Origin of the sequence: Bartonella sp. W8151, from assembly GCF_016100385.1 — a bacterium.
GTDB lineage: Bacteria > Pseudomonadota > Alphaproteobacteria > Rhizobiales > Rhizobiaceae > Bartonella > Bartonella apis.
Genome location: NZ_JACFSO010000003.1, coordinates 142,074 through 158,821, shown reverse-complemented (window position 1 = coordinate 158,821; position 16,748 = coordinate 142,074). Strand labels below are relative to the sequence as shown.

Annotated in this window: 16 protein-coding genes and 1 tRNA gene; 4 read left to right on the top strand and 13 right to left on the bottom strand. The window is 45.7% G+C overall.

What is annotated here, in order from left to right; all coding sequences use genetic code 11:
* Nucleotides 1-89: 89 nt before the first annotated feature.
* A complete protein-coding gene (locus H3V14_RS06155; RefSeq protein ID WP_198227348.1) occupies nt 90-302 on the top strand; it encodes a heavy-metal-associated domain-containing protein in 213 nt (70 codons plus the stop codon).
* Between the two features lie 28 nt (nt 303-330).
* On the opposite strand, the gene H3V14_RS06150 is transcribed toward H3V14_RS06155, so the two are convergent.
* Nucleotides 331-750: a helix-turn-helix domain-containing protein gene (locus H3V14_RS06150; RefSeq protein ID WP_075914915.1), complete on the bottom strand. Its 420-nt coding sequence runs from the start codon at nt 748-750 to the stop codon at nt 331-333.
* Between the two features lie 200 nt (nt 751-950).
* Here H3V14_RS06150 and H3V14_RS06145 point away from each other — a divergent pair, with 200 nt between their 5' ends.
* On the top strand, nt 951-3,371 hold the full coding sequence (locus H3V14_RS06145; RefSeq protein ID WP_246785066.1) for a heavy metal translocating P-type ATPase: 2,421 nt from the start codon (nt 951-953) through the stop codon (nt 3,369-3,371).
* A 61-nt stretch (nt 3,372-3,432) separates the two neighbouring features.
* On the opposite strand, the gene H3V14_RS06140 is transcribed toward H3V14_RS06145, so the two are convergent.
* The 12 genes from H3V14_RS06140 to H3V14_RS06085 form a co-directional block, all read right to left on the bottom strand.
* A complete protein-coding gene (locus tag H3V14_RS06140; RefSeq protein ID WP_075870260.1) occupies nt 3,433-3,987 on the bottom strand; it encodes an invasion associated locus B family protein in 555 nt (184 codons plus the stop codon).
* Nucleotides 3,988-4,092: 105 nt separating this feature from the next.
* On the bottom strand, nt 4,093-4,623 hold the full coding sequence (locus tag H3V14_RS06135; RefSeq protein ID WP_198220942.1) for an RNA pyrophosphohydrolase: 531 nt from the start codon (nt 4,621-4,623) through the stop codon (nt 4,093-4,095).
* Nucleotides 4,624-4,812: 189 nt separating this feature from the next.
* A complete protein-coding gene (locus H3V14_RS06130) occupies nt 4,813-6,123 on the bottom strand; it encodes a S41 family peptidase (protein ID WP_198213477.1) in 1,311 nt (436 codons plus the stop codon).
* Entirely contained in the window at nt 6,113-7,378 is a 1,266-nt protein-coding gene (locus H3V14_RS06125; protein ID WP_198227346.1) for a murein hydrolase activator EnvC, read from the bottom strand. The genes H3V14_RS06130 and H3V14_RS06125 overlap by 11 nt, the downstream gene beginning before the upstream one ends.
* A gap of 99 nt (nt 7,379-7,477) precedes the next feature.
* Nucleotides 7,478-7,960, bottom strand: a complete 483-nt coding sequence (gene rlmH / locus H3V14_RS06120; RefSeq protein WP_075870263.1) for a 23S rRNA (pseudouridine(1915)-N(3))-methyltransferase RlmH — start codon at nt 7,958-7,960, stop codon at nt 7,478-7,480.
* Between the two features lies 1 nt (nt 7,961).
* Nucleotides 7,962-8,375: a ribosome silencing factor gene (rsfS, locus tag H3V14_RS06115; RefSeq protein ID WP_371809454.1), complete on the bottom strand. Its 414-nt coding sequence runs from the start codon at nt 8,373-8,375 to the stop codon at nt 7,962-7,964.
* Between the two features lie 119 nt (nt 8,376-8,494).
* Entirely contained in the window at nt 8,495-9,133 is a 639-nt protein-coding gene (locus tag H3V14_RS06110) for a nicotinate-nucleotide adenylyltransferase (protein WP_075870449.1), read from the bottom strand.
* Between the two features lie 26 nt (nt 9,134-9,159).
* Nucleotides 9,160-10,419 (bottom strand): glutamate-5-semialdehyde dehydrogenase, encoded by a 1,260-nt coding sequence (locus H3V14_RS06105; RefSeq protein WP_198227344.1) that lies wholly within the window; start codon nt 10,417-10,419, stop codon nt 9,160-9,162.
* A 150-nt stretch (nt 10,420-10,569) separates the two neighbouring features.
* Nucleotides 10,570-11,694, bottom strand: a complete 1,125-nt coding sequence (gene proB, locus H3V14_RS06100; RefSeq protein WP_198227342.1) for a glutamate 5-kinase — start codon at nt 11,692-11,694, stop codon at nt 10,570-10,572.
* 6 nt (nt 11,695-11,700) lie between these two features.
* Nucleotides 11,701-12,723 carry a GTPase ObgE gene (gene obgE, locus H3V14_RS06095; protein WP_075916147.1) on the bottom strand — a complete coding sequence of 341 codons (1,023 nt, stop codon included), beginning with the start codon at nt 12,721-12,723 and terminating at the stop codon, nt 11,701-11,703.
* A gap of 448 nt (nt 12,724-13,171) precedes the next feature.
* Complete coding sequence (locus H3V14_RS06090) at nt 13,172-13,894, bottom strand: RlmE family RNA methyltransferase (protein WP_198227340.1); 723 nt, start codon at nt 13,892-13,894, stop codon at nt 13,172-13,174.
* Complete coding sequence (locus H3V14_RS06085) at nt 13,891-15,309, bottom strand: Ppx/GppA phosphatase family protein (protein ID WP_198227338.1); 1,419 nt, start codon at nt 15,307-15,309, stop codon at nt 13,891-13,893. Before H3V14_RS06085 ends, H3V14_RS06090 begins: the two co-directional genes overlap by 4 nt.
* 319 nt (nt 15,310-15,628) lie before the next feature.
* Here H3V14_RS06085 and H3V14_RS06080 point away from each other — a divergent pair.
* Nucleotides 15,629-15,702: transfer RNA gene (locus H3V14_RS06080), tRNA-Gln, on the top strand.
* A 612-nt stretch (nt 15,703-16,314) separates the two neighbouring features.
* Nucleotides 16,315-16,566 carry a hypothetical protein gene (locus H3V14_RS06075; RefSeq protein WP_198227336.1) on the top strand — a complete coding sequence of 84 codons (252 nt, stop codon included), beginning with the start codon at nt 16,315-16,317 and terminating at the stop codon, nt 16,564-16,566.
* The last annotated feature ends 182 nt before the right edge of the window (nt 16,567-16,748 follow it).

Below are 16,748 nucleotides of genomic sequence, written 5' to 3'. Positions count from 1 at the left end.
ATGAAAATAAACTACTCCCCGCCCTTGACCTTACCCTATAGGAACCCCTCATATTATAGTAAATAGTCAATAGGCAAAGGAATATAAAAATGTCTGATCAAAACACAAGCTTGTTCAAGGTAGAGGATATGACATGCGGGCATTGTGTAAAAACAATCACCAACGCTATCAAAGAAAAATATCCGTCTGCCGATGTCAATATCGAACTCGACAAACATCTCGTCAAAGTCAAAGGTGTGGACGACAAGGCAAGTTTGGCTGACATTATGAAGGAAGAGGGCTACACGCCTCAAGCCTTGTAAAAATCAACAGAATTCTCTCTTCAAGCTGTCATGCTTGAAGAGAGCTTGTATCTGCGAGGCTTTCAATAACCTTGCATTCATGTATTTTATGGCCGCTGCATGGCTTTGTTATTCTCTCCAGCTCTTTTTCCAGAATTTTCAGGCGTGAAATTTTCATGCGCGTTTCTGCAAGTTGCTTTTGTGCAATCGTATCTGCTTCCCCGCATGGATCATCCGGATGTTTGGAAAGCGTTATAAGCTGGCGGATGGCTTCGATAGAAAAGCCGAGATTTCTAGCTCTTAAAATAAACAACAGACGCTTGTAATCAGCTTCGACATAACGGCGCTGATTTCCTTCTGTGCGCTCGGCCTCGTCCAGCAGGCCGATTTTCCCATAATAACGGATTGTTTCAATGTTACATCCGGTATGCTTTGAGAGTTCGCCGATTGAAAAATAGATTTTCTGCATTTTTTCTCTTGAACCTGTAGTTACTACAGGAATTATATAGTTATTCGACAATGAATTCCACCGTCGGAAATGTCATTTTCGGGAATTTCAGTTCGCGGATTTCGAGAGTCAGATCTTCAAAAATGAAATTCGAAATTCTGCAATTTTGGTGTTGAAGTTTCCGTTACGTGACTGGAAGCCCGGAAGAGGAGAAACGAGCCATGGCTGAAGTCGAAAAGAAAACCGTTCCACATGCTCATAATCATCAAATAAATAACGATAATGCCGCAAAACCTGTTGAACAGAGCCAAGACATTGTTTCCCATTCTCCAATGGAGACCGCACAAAGTAGCAATAAGGTCGAATCGGTGTCCGAAGATGAAAAAGAACATCGTCATGAACATCACTCGCATGCCGGACATCATCATGACGACCACCATGAACATACTCATGATCATTGCTGTGGCGGTCATTGCCACGATCATTCCCATGAAGATGATGATGAAGATGAAGAAATCGTCGATGACGACCCGCGGTTAGAAGCGGGAAACGATTCTTTATGGCGCGTTGAAGGCATGGATTGCGCAGCCTGTGCAAGAACGATTACCACCGCTTTGGAGCGCATGTCGGGCGTGGAAAATGTCCATGTTTCGCTTACCAGAGAAAGACTGTCTTTAAAAGCGGATAAAAGCCGTGTGAGCCCGGAAGAGATAGAAAAGACAGTCGCATCGCTTGGCTATCGCCTGCATAAAATCGACAATGACCAGCCGCGTGAACAACAAGAAGAAAAATACTGGTATCAAACACAAAAAGGCCAAGCGGCGATCTTGTCCGGTGTTCTCCTTGCTCTTGCATATATTGCGTCGACTTTTTTACCACATTTGTCATTCTGGTTTTTTACAATTGCCGCTCTCGCTGCACTTCTTCCGGTTGCAAAACGGGCGTTTGCAGCATTGAAAAATGGCAGCCCCTTTACGATTGAAATGCTGATGACCATTGCGGCAATCGGTGCCATTTTCATTAACGCAACTCAGGAAGCAGCCGTAGTGGTTTTTCTCTTTTGTGTTGGCGAAGTGCTTGAGGGGGTTGCAACGGGTCATGCACGTGCAGGCATCAAATCACTAAGCAAGCTTGCTCCTAAAACCGCTTGGAAAGAAGTAGACGGCAAACTTGAAGAAGTCCCTGCCGACAGCCTTCGGATTTCAGATATTGTCCTTGCAAGACCGGGCGATCGTTTGCCAGCTGACGGCGTTGTTATCGAGGGAACCTCGGGTGTCGATGAATCGCCGATTACAGGCGAATCGATCCCGGTAACAAAGACAATCAACAGCAAGGTTTTCGCCGGCTCCATCAACAATGAATCAACATTGCGTATTCGTGTGGAAACAAAACCCTCCGATAATACCATTGCACGCATCATATCGCTTGTCGAAGAAGCACAGGATGCGAAAGCCCCGACAGAACGGTTTATCGATGCTTTTTCTAAAGTCTATATGCCGATTATCGTCGGTATAGCTATCCTCATCGCCGTTATCCCTCCACTCTTTGACGGGCAATGGAGAGAATGGACCTATCGCGGCTTGGCTCTATTATTGATCGGTTGCCCTTGTGCGCTTGTTATTTCTGTTCCGGCTGCAATTGCATCCGGACTTTCGACCGGCACCCGTCATGGTCTTCTTGTCAAGGGCGGGAACGTGGTCGAGACTTTATCGAAGGTCGATTGTATAACATTCGATAAAACCGGTACTTTGACCAAAGGCACACCTGTTGTCACAGATGTTGTTGCAACCGAATATTCGGAAAACGAGGTATTGCAACTTGCCGTTGCTCTGGAACGGGAATCTAGCCACCCGCTTGCTGTTGCGATCATCACTGAAAGCGGAAAACGTAAAATAGAAGCCGTTTCGGTAAAAGATGTCAAAGCCGTTGCCGGTAAAGGTATTATTGCCGAGTGGAAAGGTAAACCGGTTTTCATCGGAGCCCCAAGATTTTCAAGCGATTACGGAATTATCGGCCAAACATTACAAAAAAGTGCTGAAAAATTCGAAAGCGAAGGAAAGACGGTCGTCGTTGTTCATCATGATGGTAAGGCAATCGGCGTTATTGCAATGCGCGACGAGCCAAGGGACGATGCTTCCGAGGCTTTAGAAGAACTCCGCCGGTTAAACATTGAAGCCGTTATGCTGACCGGTGACAATAAACAGACCGGAGAAGCCATTGCAAGAAAACTGGGTATTGCGGTCAAAGCCGAATTGATGCCGGGCATGAAAGTGGAAGCCATCAATGAACTTGGCAAAAATCATATTGTTGCTATGGTGGGGGATGGTATCAATGATGCACCGGCACTTGCCGCTGCAAATGCCGGCATTGCCATGGGCTCGGGAACCGATGTAGCCTTGGAAACAGCCGATGCTGCCATATTGCGCAACCGTGTGAGCGATATACCGACACTTATTTCGCTTGCCCGAACAACAATGTTGAATATCAAGGAAAATGTCGCCATAGCGCTCGGCTTGAAATTGATTTTTCTTTTGACAACAATTTTCGGCATTACAGGACTTTGGCTTGCTGTTATGGCCGATACCGGAGCAACTGTTCTCGTCACACTCAATGCATTAAGGCTTTTATTATTCAAAAAATAAAATGGCTCTTTCGAGCCATTTTTCCAAATCAAACTAATCAAACGATTATGCAGTCGACGGATTATTTTTTAAGTGCATTCAAGCGATCAAGAGCCGAACCGAAGCCATCAAGTTGCACAAAGAGATTATCCAGCGGCTGTTCATTATTTCCGGCCGAAGTTGCTTTGACATTGAGTTGTTTACCAGCGCGTAAGGCTTGAGTTGACGTTTTGTCAAAGGCAACAGGAACAATGCAACCGACAGGCATACAGGTACGAACGCCTGTTTCAATAACCGCCTTGGTATCATCAACCTGAAGCTTTACCGGTTTGGAAACCAGAATGCCGAAAGGCACAACAATAACACCGGAAACATCCCCGTTATTATTTGTCGAAACATTCATGCTGATGACCGGCTGGTTCTGGTTGTTCACTTCCTGACGAAGCAGAGCACAAGCTTTTTCACCATTCTGTATGGCACAATTGACAGTCCATAGCCCATAGGTTTCAGTAAGCGACGAAGCACCATTCGGCAACGTTGCGGCATTGGGTCTGCCGCCCTTATCATTAGCGGCGACGGCTGATAAAGTAGAACAAAGTAATCCAGCCACAAAAAAAGAACTGAGCAAACGTTTCATATTAAAATTCTTTCTGGAAGTATTTCCCCGATATTTGAAATTCAAACACAACGTATAAAGGAACTGATGCGTTGAAACCAGAAAAATTTCATCCGTTTGACTGTATCACGCAATAATATGCCGGAACTCGGCAACAACCTTTTCGTAAACAGCTTGTTTAAACGGCACCACCATCATCGGAAGTGCTTCCAGATCCACCCACTTCCACTGATCGAATTCTGCAGTATTGTTTGCCGGAGGCGGATTGATCGCAATTTCTTTGTCATCACCTGTAAAGCGGAATGCAAACCATTTTTGTGTTTGCCCGCGGTACTTGCCCTTCAACGCAATGCCGACAAGTTCCTCAGGCAAATCGTATGTAAGCCACCCCCCGGTTTGCGCAATCAATTCTATCGAACGGACACCGGTTTCTTCATAAAGTTCTCGTTTTGCCGCTTCGATAGGGTGTTCACCCTTGTCAATTCCCCCTTGCGGCATTTGCCATATTTTGGAAGCACCTTTGAGCTCGCTTAAACGGTTTGTAATTCGCCGTCCGGCCCATACTTGATTGTCTTTATTAAACAAGGCAATTCCAACGCACTTACGGTAAGGCAAATCTGTCTTGTTTTTTTGTTTATCTATATCGTTTTTTGTCATCTTTTATTACCAAATGTATTGCCATCCGAAATCATATCAAGATTCTATATCGCTTTGATCAGGCCTGCCACCCTTAAGTTATATTTGTCAAAATCGGAACCTTCCGTTTCAGATCTCTCCTTCGGAGGCAAGCTTCCAAAGTCCGATTTTGACAAATAAAAAGCGCGTTGAACGCGCTTTTTATTTTGTTCAATTCGGGACGCCTTTTTGCGGATTCGGAGGAAAGGCAGCATTTGCCATTTCACCACGCAACAATTTATAGGCTTCATTAAGCTGGATATCGTCTTTCGGGTCTTTCGGAACAAAGGCGGCAGAGCCGGATCCCTTATCATCTTCCTGATTGCCCTTGATATGACCTTTTAACTCGGATTCGCCCAAATTGACGTCATAGCCCTTGTATTCGTCCGGTAATGGCTGATCTACTTTGATATCGGGCGTAATCCCCTTGCCCTGAATTGAAGAACCCGAAGGCGTGTAATAAAGCGCTGTCGTCAGACGAAGAGCACCGTTATCTCCAAGCGGAATAATTGTTTGTACCGAGCCTTTGCCAAAAGATTGCGTGCCAAGAATCGTTGCACGGCGGTGATCCTGCAAGGCGCCAGCGACGATTTCGGAAGCACTGGCCGACCCGCCATTGATGAGAACAATCAACGGCTTGCCATTGGATATGTCGCCCGGTTTTGCGTCAAAGCGCATGACTTCTGCCTGATCACGTCCACGAGTTGAAACAATTTCACCCTTATCTAGGAATGCATCCGATACACTGACAGCCTGATCCAGCAATCCACCCGGATTCAAACGCAGATCAAGGACATATCCCTTAAGCTTATCTGCCGGAATCTTCGACTGGATGTCTTTAATAGCTGCCTGCAAGTCATCATAAGTTTGTTCAGTAAACTGGATGAGACGTAAATAACCGATATCACCCTCGACCCGATATTTGACGGCCTTGACCTTGATAATATCGCGAATAACAGTGATTTCGAGTGGTTTATCAACACCGTTACGGATAATTGTCAGTTTGATCGGCTTGCCGACTTCGCCACGCATTTTGCTGACAGCATCATTCAAGGTCTGACCGCGCACCTGTTCGCCATCAATTTTGGATATCAGGTCACCAGCGAGAACGCCAGCTTTGGAAGCAGGCGTATCCTCCATTGGCGAAACAACCTTGATAAGGTCATTTTCCATTGTCACTTCAATACCCAATCCGCCAAACTCGCCTTTGGTGGAAACCCGCATATCCTTTGCCTCTTCGGCATTCATATAGGATGAATGCGGATCAAGCGAAGTCAACATACCGTTGATAGCATTTTCAATCAGTTTTTTATCGTCAGGCACTGTCACATATTGTGCCCGCACGCGTTCAAAAACATCACCAAAAATGGCAAGCTGCTTATAAGTGTCACCATCACTATTTGCTGCAAAAGATTGCATCATGATCATTGAACTTGCGCCCAATAATGCTCCGGCAGCCAAAACAGTCAATTTACGAATCATTCTGGTTCCTTCCCGACTTACCAGCTACCCACCACGGTGCCGGACTTACAGGTTTACCTTGTTTTCTGAACTCAATGTAAAGCATCGGAGTGCTTTTGCCTATATCCAAAGAAGCCGCACTAGCAACTTGTTGAATACCCATTGTACCAACCGGCTCACCTGAAAGCAAAAATTGGCCCTGGGTTACATTGATCTTGTCCATTCCGGCAAGCAATATATGATAATTCTGTCCTGTATCAAGGATTACCAACTCGCCATATGAACGAAATGGTCCGGCATAGGCAACCACTCCATCAGCGGGAGCTGTTACAATTGCTCCCGGTAGTGTTTCAACTGTATCACCAAGGGCTGCACCGTTATTGGCCCCGAATTTCTGAACGACCTTGCCCGCTGCCGGTAAAACAAGGCTACCTTTTTTCGCCTCGAAATCAAGATTTTGAAGAAGCCCCGCATTTTGGCTTGTAATGCCGGTGCTCGCAGTTTGCTGGCGCGATTGCCGCTCGAGTTCGGCAATCAGATCTTCAAGAGATTTTGCTTTTTCCGATAGTTCCGCGATATTTTTTCTTTGTTTGGTCAGTTCGCTTTCGGAAGTTTTTTGCAATTTTGCTTTTTCTTCAAGCAACAGGCTCAATCGTTTTTGTTGTTCGGCCTGCGACTGAACCTGATTTTTCATTTCTTCATGTTCGGTTTTAATTGAATTTTCAACAGCGGTGAGGTCTTTCAAGCTTGCCGAAAGTGCCAATGTTTTCTCGCGCATTTCCGGCACAAGCGTTCCTAAAAGTGCTGCACTGCGGACAGATTTTAACGCGTCATCCGGCTCGACAAGAATAGCCGGAGGCGGATTAAGTCCCATTCGTTCAAGAGCTGCAAGGACTTCAGCAAATTCGTTCTTTCGGCTATCGAGATTCTGCTTTACTTTCGACTTTTCATCAAGAAGGTCTTTTAACTTGTTCTCGCTTGCAGCAATTTTTTCGGAAGCTTCCCGTTCGTTCTTTGCGGCTTTAACAATTTCGGCTGTCAATGTTCGTTGATCTTTTTTCAAATTATCAACCTGACCTGCCAATTCAGCCATTTTCTGTCGTGATATCGTCATTGTCTGGCGAATATCTTCGAGTGCTTTGGCTGCCACCTGTCTATTTCCGTTTTCATCGCCGAAAGCGGGAAAAGCCGAATAGATCAAAGCACAAATCGTCACAGCTCCCGCAAATATATGCGAGATAAACCTTGCATCATGTCTGATGACAAAACTTACCATTTTTCCTGTTGAAGCCGTTTGACGTTTAAAACACAGTTTTAAACAGTTTCCCCCTAAGATGGAGTTAACAAACGCGTTTTTAATATTTTCAGAACGCCGTCACACGCGATGATAGGGATGACCACTCAAAATCGTTGCTGCGCGATAAAGTTGTTCGCTAAGCAAAATTCGTGCAATCTGGTGAGGCCATGTCATTGCACCGAATGACAGTAACAAATCAGCCCGTTTACGGACCTTTTCACAATGTCCGTCGGGACCACCCAAAGCAATAGTCAGATGTTTGCTGCTCTCGTCGCGAAATTTCTGTAACATCCGCGCGAAATGAACCGATGTTACCGATTTTCCGCGTTCGTCGAGAACAATAAGACGGCTCCCCTCTTGCAAGGTGTCGAGAAGTTTCTCACCCTCGTCTTCCATCCTCTGGTCGGCATTTTGTAGCCGACTTTCGACAATTTCATGAACATTTTGAAAGCTCAGCCCCAAGGAAGGTGCCAATTTTGAAAATCGGTCGAAATAACGGCTGACAAGTTCCTGCTCGGGGCCTTTTTTCATACGTCCAACGGCAAATACCGAAATCTGCACGTCAATTTTCTCCGACCTTAAGAGCAATACCGTTATTGTTGTTCGCCGTTCCCCACATCTTTTCGAGATTATAAAATTCCCGTGTCTCCGGCCGGAACAAGTGAACAATAATATCGCCGAGATCAATCAGCACCCAATCACATTCGCTCAAGCCTTCCACTCTGGTTTGACCTTTATTACAATCTTTAAGGGCATAGAGAAGATGGTCAGCCAATGCCGAAACATGGCGCTGCGAACCGCCCGAAGCAATCACCATATAGTCGGCTAACGGGGAACGCCCGCGAAGGTCAATCGTGATAACATCCTGCGCCTTTGAATCATCAAGGCTCGAAAGAACGCGCTGCAAATTATTCTCGACAATCAAACCGGCATGATCGTCCGCTAAATTTTGTTGAAGGGCAGCGTCTTCACCGATTTTATGCTTCTTTGATGTTTCTATAGTTTTTTTCAGATTACTCACCTTTCAAACCGATATAAATTCTTGTTTTAACACCCGTTTCTTTATTATAATGGTTACAGACTTACCGCTTTTTTTCAAGAAAAATCGGCATGTTTCCTGTTTTCGGTTGCTTTCACGTTCACGCACTCCTTTGCGTTTTTCTGCCTCAAGCCCGTGGAAGACGCGTAAGAGCGTCGACCGTGGATATATCCCCAAGCAGGAGGTTTTTTATAAGGCAATGCAGCAACATTATATTCTTTAACACGAAATTTCCGGAATGTTTCCGCCATTGGTGAAAAAAGTGCCGACATTGAAGCTGACGGGCGGTCAATAATAGCGATCGGGATGGTATTGACGATTTTTTTCCATTCCTGCCATTGATGAAATGTCGCAAGACTATCGGCCCCCATGACCCAAACGAAGCGGATATTTCGATGGTGAGCGAGTAAATAGGAAAGCGTTGTAATTGACGTATAGGATTTGATTGTTTGTTCAAAGCCGGTAATTTTTATTCGCGGATCGTCAACGAGTTCGGCACTTAAACGCATTCTTTCATGAAGCGGCAAAAGTCCGCTTCTGTCTTTCAGAAGGTTGCCCGGGGTTACCATCCACCATAATTCATCAAGTTTTAATCGACGAAGAGCAATTTTGGCAACCAGCAGATGCCCTTCATGAGGCGGATTGAACGACCCGCCAAAAAGGCCTATCCGATTGCCGTTTTCGCAATGCGGCATTTTGTTTTCATATCGGAAAACGTCATTCAAGGACGTATCTGCCCGTTACCGTTGACACGATATTGAAATGTCGTCAATTGTTCGACACCGATCGGGCCACGAGCATGCATTTTGCCCGTAGCAATGCCGATTTCACCTCCGAAACCGAATTCTCCACCATCCGCAAATTGTGTCGACGCATTGTGCATAAGAATTGCTGAATCGAGACTTCTGAAAAAGAGGTCGACCGCCTTTTTATCTTCGGCAATAATCGATTCTGTGTGATGGGAAGAATAGTGATTGATGTGATCGATTGCGCCCTCTACACCATTGACTGTCTTTATCGATACAATGGCGTCAAGATATTCGGTCGACCAGTCGGCTTCGGTGGCAAGCTTGGCACCCGGAATTTTATCAACAAGATCTTCACTGGCACGAATTTCACAACCCGCCTGTTGAAGTGCAATAAGAACCGGAATGATCTTATCGGTAATTGCTTGGTCAACAAGAATAGTTTCCACCGCACCGCATATCCCCGTGCGTCGCAATTTGGCATTGATAATTATCTTTTTTGCCATGTCGAGATCAGCGGATTTATCAACATAGATATGGCACAAACCTTCAAGGTGGGAGAAAACGGGAACACGCGCTTCCTTTTGCACACGCGCGACTAAACTTTTGCCGCCTCTTGGAACAATAACGTCGATATTGCCATCAAGGCCGGTGAGCAATTCACCCACCGCATCACGATCGACTGTGTCGACAAACTGGATAGACTGTTCCGGTAAACCGGCAAACTTCAAGCCTTCAACCATTGCTTCATGAATTGCTTTTGACGACAGAAAACTATCGGAGCCACCGCGAAGAATAACAGCATTGCCAGCTTTCAGACATAAGGCGCCTGCATCGGCAGTCACATTGGGCCGGCTTTCATAAATGACACCTATAACGCCAAGCGGCGTGCGAACGCGCTGGATTTGTAATCCGTTCGGGCGTTTCCATTCACTCATAATTTCGCCTACGGGGTCAGGAAGACCAGCAATTGTATGAACGGCATCGGCTATCGATGAAATTCGTTTTTCATCAAGCAGCAGACGGTCAACAAGAGCAGCACTCATACCATTCTTTTTGGCATTTTCTATATCTTTGGCATTGGCCGACAATATATCATCTTTACGCTCGCGAATATTTTTGGCGATCGCTTCAAGTGCTTGTGTCTTCTTAAGCGAGGGGGCAAGCGCCAATGTCCGGGCAGCCAAACGGGCATCTTTTCCCATTTTCAAAAGATTGTCGTGCAAACCAGCCATGAAACATTTTCCTTTTAAACCACCACGTGCCGGCAGTTAGCCACATCGCATCCGATAACTCAATATATATTATAACTCTACCGACCGCTAAGCTTAAGGAACGATATTTATAACGCAAGCATAACAAAAATTATTGATAATAAATGATAGCTAACTCCGCAAAACCATGTCATTGCGATGGACCATTGCAGATCTTGGTTCATAGCCGAGAACAGCTTCGATCTCGGAATTTTTCAATCCGATAATACGATCGGCCTCATCCCGATCATAACTGACCAATCCCCTTGCGATTTCGATGTTATCCTTGTCAACAATCGCCACAGTATCACCATGGTGAAAATCACCATCAAGGGCAACAACACCGGCTGCAAGAAGAGATTTTCCTCTTTTCAATGCGCGCACTGCCCCCTCGTCTATCGTCAATGTACCTGATGGATCAAGCTGACCGGATATCCACGTTTTCCAAGCACTTACAGGCTTTTCGCTCGCTGCAAAAAAGCTTGCCCTTTCACCTTGATCAATAGCGGCCAACGGGTGGAGGCGTTTACCCGATGTTATAATCATTGCTGTTCCGGATTGATTGGCAATTTTGCCTGCCTCAAGCTTTGTTTTCATTCCCCCACGCGATAATTCGGAAGCGGCAAGACCCGCCATTTTTTCAATAGCGGGATTGATCGACCGGATATAGGGGATGAATACCGAATGATCGTCAAGATGCGGCGGTGCAGAATAAAGGCCATCAATATCGGATAACAGAATAAGGAGATCTGCTCCCATCATTGTTGCAACGCGTGCTGCCAGACGATCATTATCGCCATAACGGATTTCGCCGGTTGCAACCGTGTCGTTCTCGTTAACGACAGGAACTGCACCAAAATGAAGTAACGTATTGATTGTTGCCCTTGCATTGAGATAATGGCGGCGCTCTTCTGTATCAACAAGTGTCAGCAGAATTTGGCCGGTCATTACGCCATGTTTTAACAATTGGGCTCCATAAGCTTTGGCAAGTTCGATCTGTCCGATTGCCGCGCAAGCCTGACTTTGCTCAAGTTTGAGAGAACCCGACGGTAGTTTCAAGAGCGTGCGTCCCAAGGCAATAGCACCGGATGATACCAGAAGCACCTCCACGCCTTTTTTCTCCAACGCGGCGACGTCATTAATCAGGCTTTCAAGCCATTCAACTTTAAGACCGTGTTTGCGATCAACAAGGAGAGCCGAGCCGATTTTGACAACAATACGTTTATATTGATCAAGTTTTTTTAATTCCTGCACCATGAATGCCTATTCTCCGGCTTCCTTCGCGGCTTTCTCTTTGCGACTTTCGTCAATATTTCGAGCAATCGAACGCAAAGTCGCCTCTATTCCTGCGTGCGTAACTGCTGACAAAAGATGGACTTTTTTCCCTGATATTTGTTCCAGTTGTTTTTGCTTTTCCTGCTTTTTTTCTTCGTCAAGAATATCAATCTGGCTTAAAGCAATGATTTCCGGTTTTTCAGAAAGCCCGTGACCATAGGCTTCCAATTCGTCACGGATGATCTGATAAGCTTTCGCTACATCTTCTTCCTGGGCAGAAACAAGATGCAAAAGAACCTGACAGCGTTCGACATGACCTAAAAACCGGTCGCCAATGCCAACGCCTTCATGGGCACCTTCTATAAGGCCGGGGATGTCGGCAAGTACGAATTCACGCCCGTCAATACGAACCACGCCAAGATGGGGATGCAATGTGGTAAACGGATAATCGGCAATTTTAGGTTTTGCGGCTGTAACAGACGCAAGAAAAGTGGATTTTCCGGCATTCGGAAGGCCGACAAGTCCACAATCGGCAATCAACTTCAAACGCAACCAGATTGTGCGCTCGATCCCTTCAAGTCCGGGATTGGCTCGACGGGGCGCGCGATTGGTCGACGTGGTAAAATGCAGATTGCCAAAACCTCCATTTCCGCCCTTTGCCAGACAAAATTTTTGCCCCGCCTCTGTCAAGTCACAGATAAGCGTTTCGTTGTCTTCTTCAAAAATTTGGGTACCAACCGGTACTCTCAATACGACATCCGCCCCTTTGGCACCCGTCATATTGCGCCCCATACCATGCGTACCGGTTTTGGCTTTGAAATGTTGCTGATAGCGGTAATCAATCAACGTATTCAAACTGTCGACCGCAACAGCCCAGACATCACCGCCGCGACCACCGTCACCGCCATCGGGCCCGCCGAATTCGAGAAACTTCTCGTGCCGGAAGGAAACTGCACCTGCCCCGCCATCTCCGGAACGGATATAGACTTTCGCCTGATCGAGAAATTTCATTTTTTATACTCTTCGTTGGTCTTTGCCTCTCTCATAGCGCAAAGTTCCGGACAAGGCTATAGAGATGGAAAGCGAAATAGTTTTACTGATTTTTAGCCCGATATTTAAAAAAGCAGCTTTGATAATGACACAAACTCTCGTTGGAAAGCTCGACTTTTTCGCGAAAATCATCCAACCAGCCGATAGATACGCTTTTGAACTTCAAACATATCCGGAAGAGCAAATATTCATCGTCTCCTCAACAGATTTCCAACCAGCCTCCGTCTTGGACACGAATTTAACGAACAGTCCGAAATTGCGACGTTCTCTTGTCATGGCATGTGCTTTTATCGGTCACAAGTTTTTCAGCACATTCGATTTTCAGATTTTCGGCCCGAACTATAAAAACTATTATCAATCATACGGTTTTGTTAGGCGAAGTAACGACACCAGCCCCCATTAGCCCTGTTCAAGTGTTTTTACCCTTGAAATCATAGGCCAACAAATAAAGCTCGACCGATTCCGCCCGACTTGCCGGAGGCTTGACGTGGTAAATCTTTTTGAAATTCTGCTTCAATATTGTCAGCAATTCATTTTCTGCGCCGCCCTGAAAGGTTTTGGCAAGAAAATGCCCGCCCGGTTTCAAGACCGATACGGCAAAATCGGCAGCCACTTCGCAAAGATGGATCGTTCTGATATGATCGGTTTGCTTATGACCGATTGTCGGCGCAGCCATATCGGAAATTACGAGATCGGGCTTGGCTCCAAGAGCGCCCATCAGCTTTTCGGGTGCATCATCATCAAGAAAGTCCATTTCCAGCATTGTAACACCCGGCAAGGGATCCATATGAAGATAATCAATGCCAACGACAGAAGGATGGTCATTTGTAGAGCCAACAATTTTTGCCGCTACCTGACACCAGCCACCAGGGGCTGCACCAAGATCAATAATCTTCTGTCCTTTTTTTAAGAGATGATAGCGTTCATTGATTTCGATAAGCTTGTAAGCTGCACGGGAACGATATCCGTCTATTTTTGATTGATGCACATAAGGATCGTTGAGATGACGCTCAAGCCATCTGCGTGATGACGCCTTGATCGTTCCGGCTTTCTTTTTTACCCTTGTGTGGAGTTCATGTGTGCCTGCACCGCCTCTTCCACCAGCATGTGTTCCTGTTTTTTTTGTTGTCATAAACGCTCACTTTCACGATTTCTTGGCAGACCGAAACGTGCATTCATATGACGACGTTTTCTCCATGCACCATCGCGTGACATCAATTCCGTCAATATCCCTTCCCGCAAACCACGATCAGCCACCCTCAACCGTTCGGACGGCCACTCTTCTCGTATGACATCAAGAATGGCGCAGCCGGCAAGCACCAGATCAGCCCTATCCTGTCCGATACACGGGTTGGCAATGCGTTCTTCAAGATTCCATGAAAGCAAACGTTTGGTCATGCGTTCGACATCATCATTATTAAGCCAAATTCCGTCAATCAAACGACGGTCATATTTGGCAAGTTCCAAATGAATGCCGGCGAGCGTTGTGACCGTCCCCGAAGTGCCCAGCAAATGGAAATGCGGACTTTTTGCCAATGCTCCAAGTTTCTTGCGCCCCTCGAAATGCATCAACAAACGACGGACATAATCCTTCATTTTTTCAAAAACATCGGCCGTCACATTTTCACCGCCAAAACGCTCGGCCAAAGTAATGACACCAACGGGTAACGACGTCCATGCAATAATATGTTCGGCAAGCCGTGGAGAGCGTTTTTTCGACCGGTCGATCAATACGATTTCTGACGACCCGCCCCCTATATCGAAGACAACTATCGCATCGGTATCATCTTCAACCAGTGTGCCACAGCCCGCAACCGCAAGACGTGCTTCTGTCTCGCGATCGATAATTTCAAGATCAATACCGGTTTCGCGTGCAGCCCGTTCAATAAAACGTTGACCGTTTTCTGCAGACCGGCAAGCTTCTGTTGCAATAAGCCGGCACCGTTTGATCTTTCTTTGATCAAGTTTTAGACGACAAACCTTGAGAGCCTCGATTGCCCGCTCCATCGCATTTTCGTTCAGACACCCCGTACGCCCCAATCCTTCTCCCAGACGCACAATGCGCGAAAATGCATCGACAACGTGAAAATGACCTGGTTTAGTCGGCGCGGCTATCAACAAACGGCAATTATTTGTTCCCAAATCAAGTGCTGCATAAAGTGGCACTTTTTTCCAACAGCTATGAATTGGATGTCCATGCCTTTTGAACTCGTCCGTGGAGCTTTGCTTTTCAACACTTTTTGGCCTCGTTCTATTATCGTCGGAGATTGCCAAAACCGGCGTTTGACGCGAACGTTTTTTTTTGCAACGGGATTTTTCAGGTCCAGCAGCTGCAGTCTGTTCGCCAGACGCGCGCAACTTCGCGTTCTGACGCCTTTTGGCGCGCTTTTTCCTGAATGGGGGAACAGCTAAAGACCCTGTTAAAGGCGGTTCTCCGCCGCCATTTTCATGCCTTTCCAAGCGTTCATGCACACCTTTTGCATCATTTCCGCTCGGCTTCCCCCGCTCCGACCCTTCCGGATTGTCGATCAACGGAGTCATCATCATCTTTCCTTAAAAGCGCCATGGGGACATTTCCTCACAATGGACACTTCATTACCTATCGTTGTTTCTAATGTAACAGCGTTGACGGTTTTTACCAATAGCTGGAACCAAGCTTCTTCATTTTTTTGAAAAAAGCTTAAAAGTTAAAACGAAATCTTATCGAACGTTAAGCCGGAAATGCGATGCGGCAGTCGAAATTTTTTATCGGGAATTCAGCCAACAGATTGAACGCACTATGACAGGATTATTTTCTCAAGTTTAGGCTTGTATATTGAAATGGATATGCTAAAAGCCATGCTGTTCTCGCAAAAAGCAGAAATGCTGGGGAATAGTTTAACGGTAGAACTGCGGACTCTGACTCCGTCAGTCCTGGTTCGAATCCAGGTTCCCCAGCCAATTTATCTCCTTGAAAAGATTACATAATTTACTTTCTGATTTTTTTGTGGTGAAAAAGTTAGACACTTTTTCAGCAGCAGGTAGACAAGCTTTTATGCTGATCACTCACTTCTCGGGCCAATTATCTAATTTACCAGCCTTTTTTGATCAGTTTGCGCGATTCGAATAGTGCTGAGCCATTGCCACAGTTTTGCACCGAATGACATCCAGCATAGTCTGTTTCCATTCCAGTGCACTAGCGTCCCGATTCAATCCCGCCTAAACCTTTTTATTATGATTTTAAAAAATCCGATATTTAGTATTTCAAACTTTATAAGCGGGCTTTCAACGTTCAGTATTCGCTGCATGAACGTTGCAATGAAGGCTTGATTAGCGATTTTTTCTCCCTAAAAGGCGAGATAGCTCCAAGACAATGTCAGTAAACACAGTTACATGAAATTAGCCATCTGTTTTTCTCAATCGACCCCCCCTCATCATTTTTGTTTAACGGGGTGAATTGTCGCAGTTAAAAACTACATCATTTACAGGAGTAATAAAAAAATGATCTAGTCTTGCAGACCATCAGGTTGAAACACACATTTAATCAGAAGAACGAATACAGGAATTTTAAAAATGTCCGATGACGATAAAAATAAACATGTAAAAATAGTCGATGTCGAAAAAATCGACGAACAGGACGATGATAAGAATGGTCCCGTCGATACTGTCGACATTTTTGATGACGTTACAGGCGACGATGAGGGCAAATTCCGTCCACGCAACAAGAAAGCAGAAGATATAGAAAATCCGTTGAGTGACGAGGATAGAGATGTCGTAGGGGAAAATCTTTTTACCAGCGAGCCGGACGAAGATGAGCCGGAATGACCGGCTTCCGTTTTAAATTGCACATTTAGTTAGCATATTTTTGTTATTGGACGGGAGGTTGCTTTTAACCTCCTTTTATCCTCGTTTAACGATTTGTTCTTCTCTCAATGTCGTCTGTCTGGGCGCGAGTTGTTAAATCAGCCCTGAACGCGATTGAATATATGAATAGGCCGAAGTGCTCT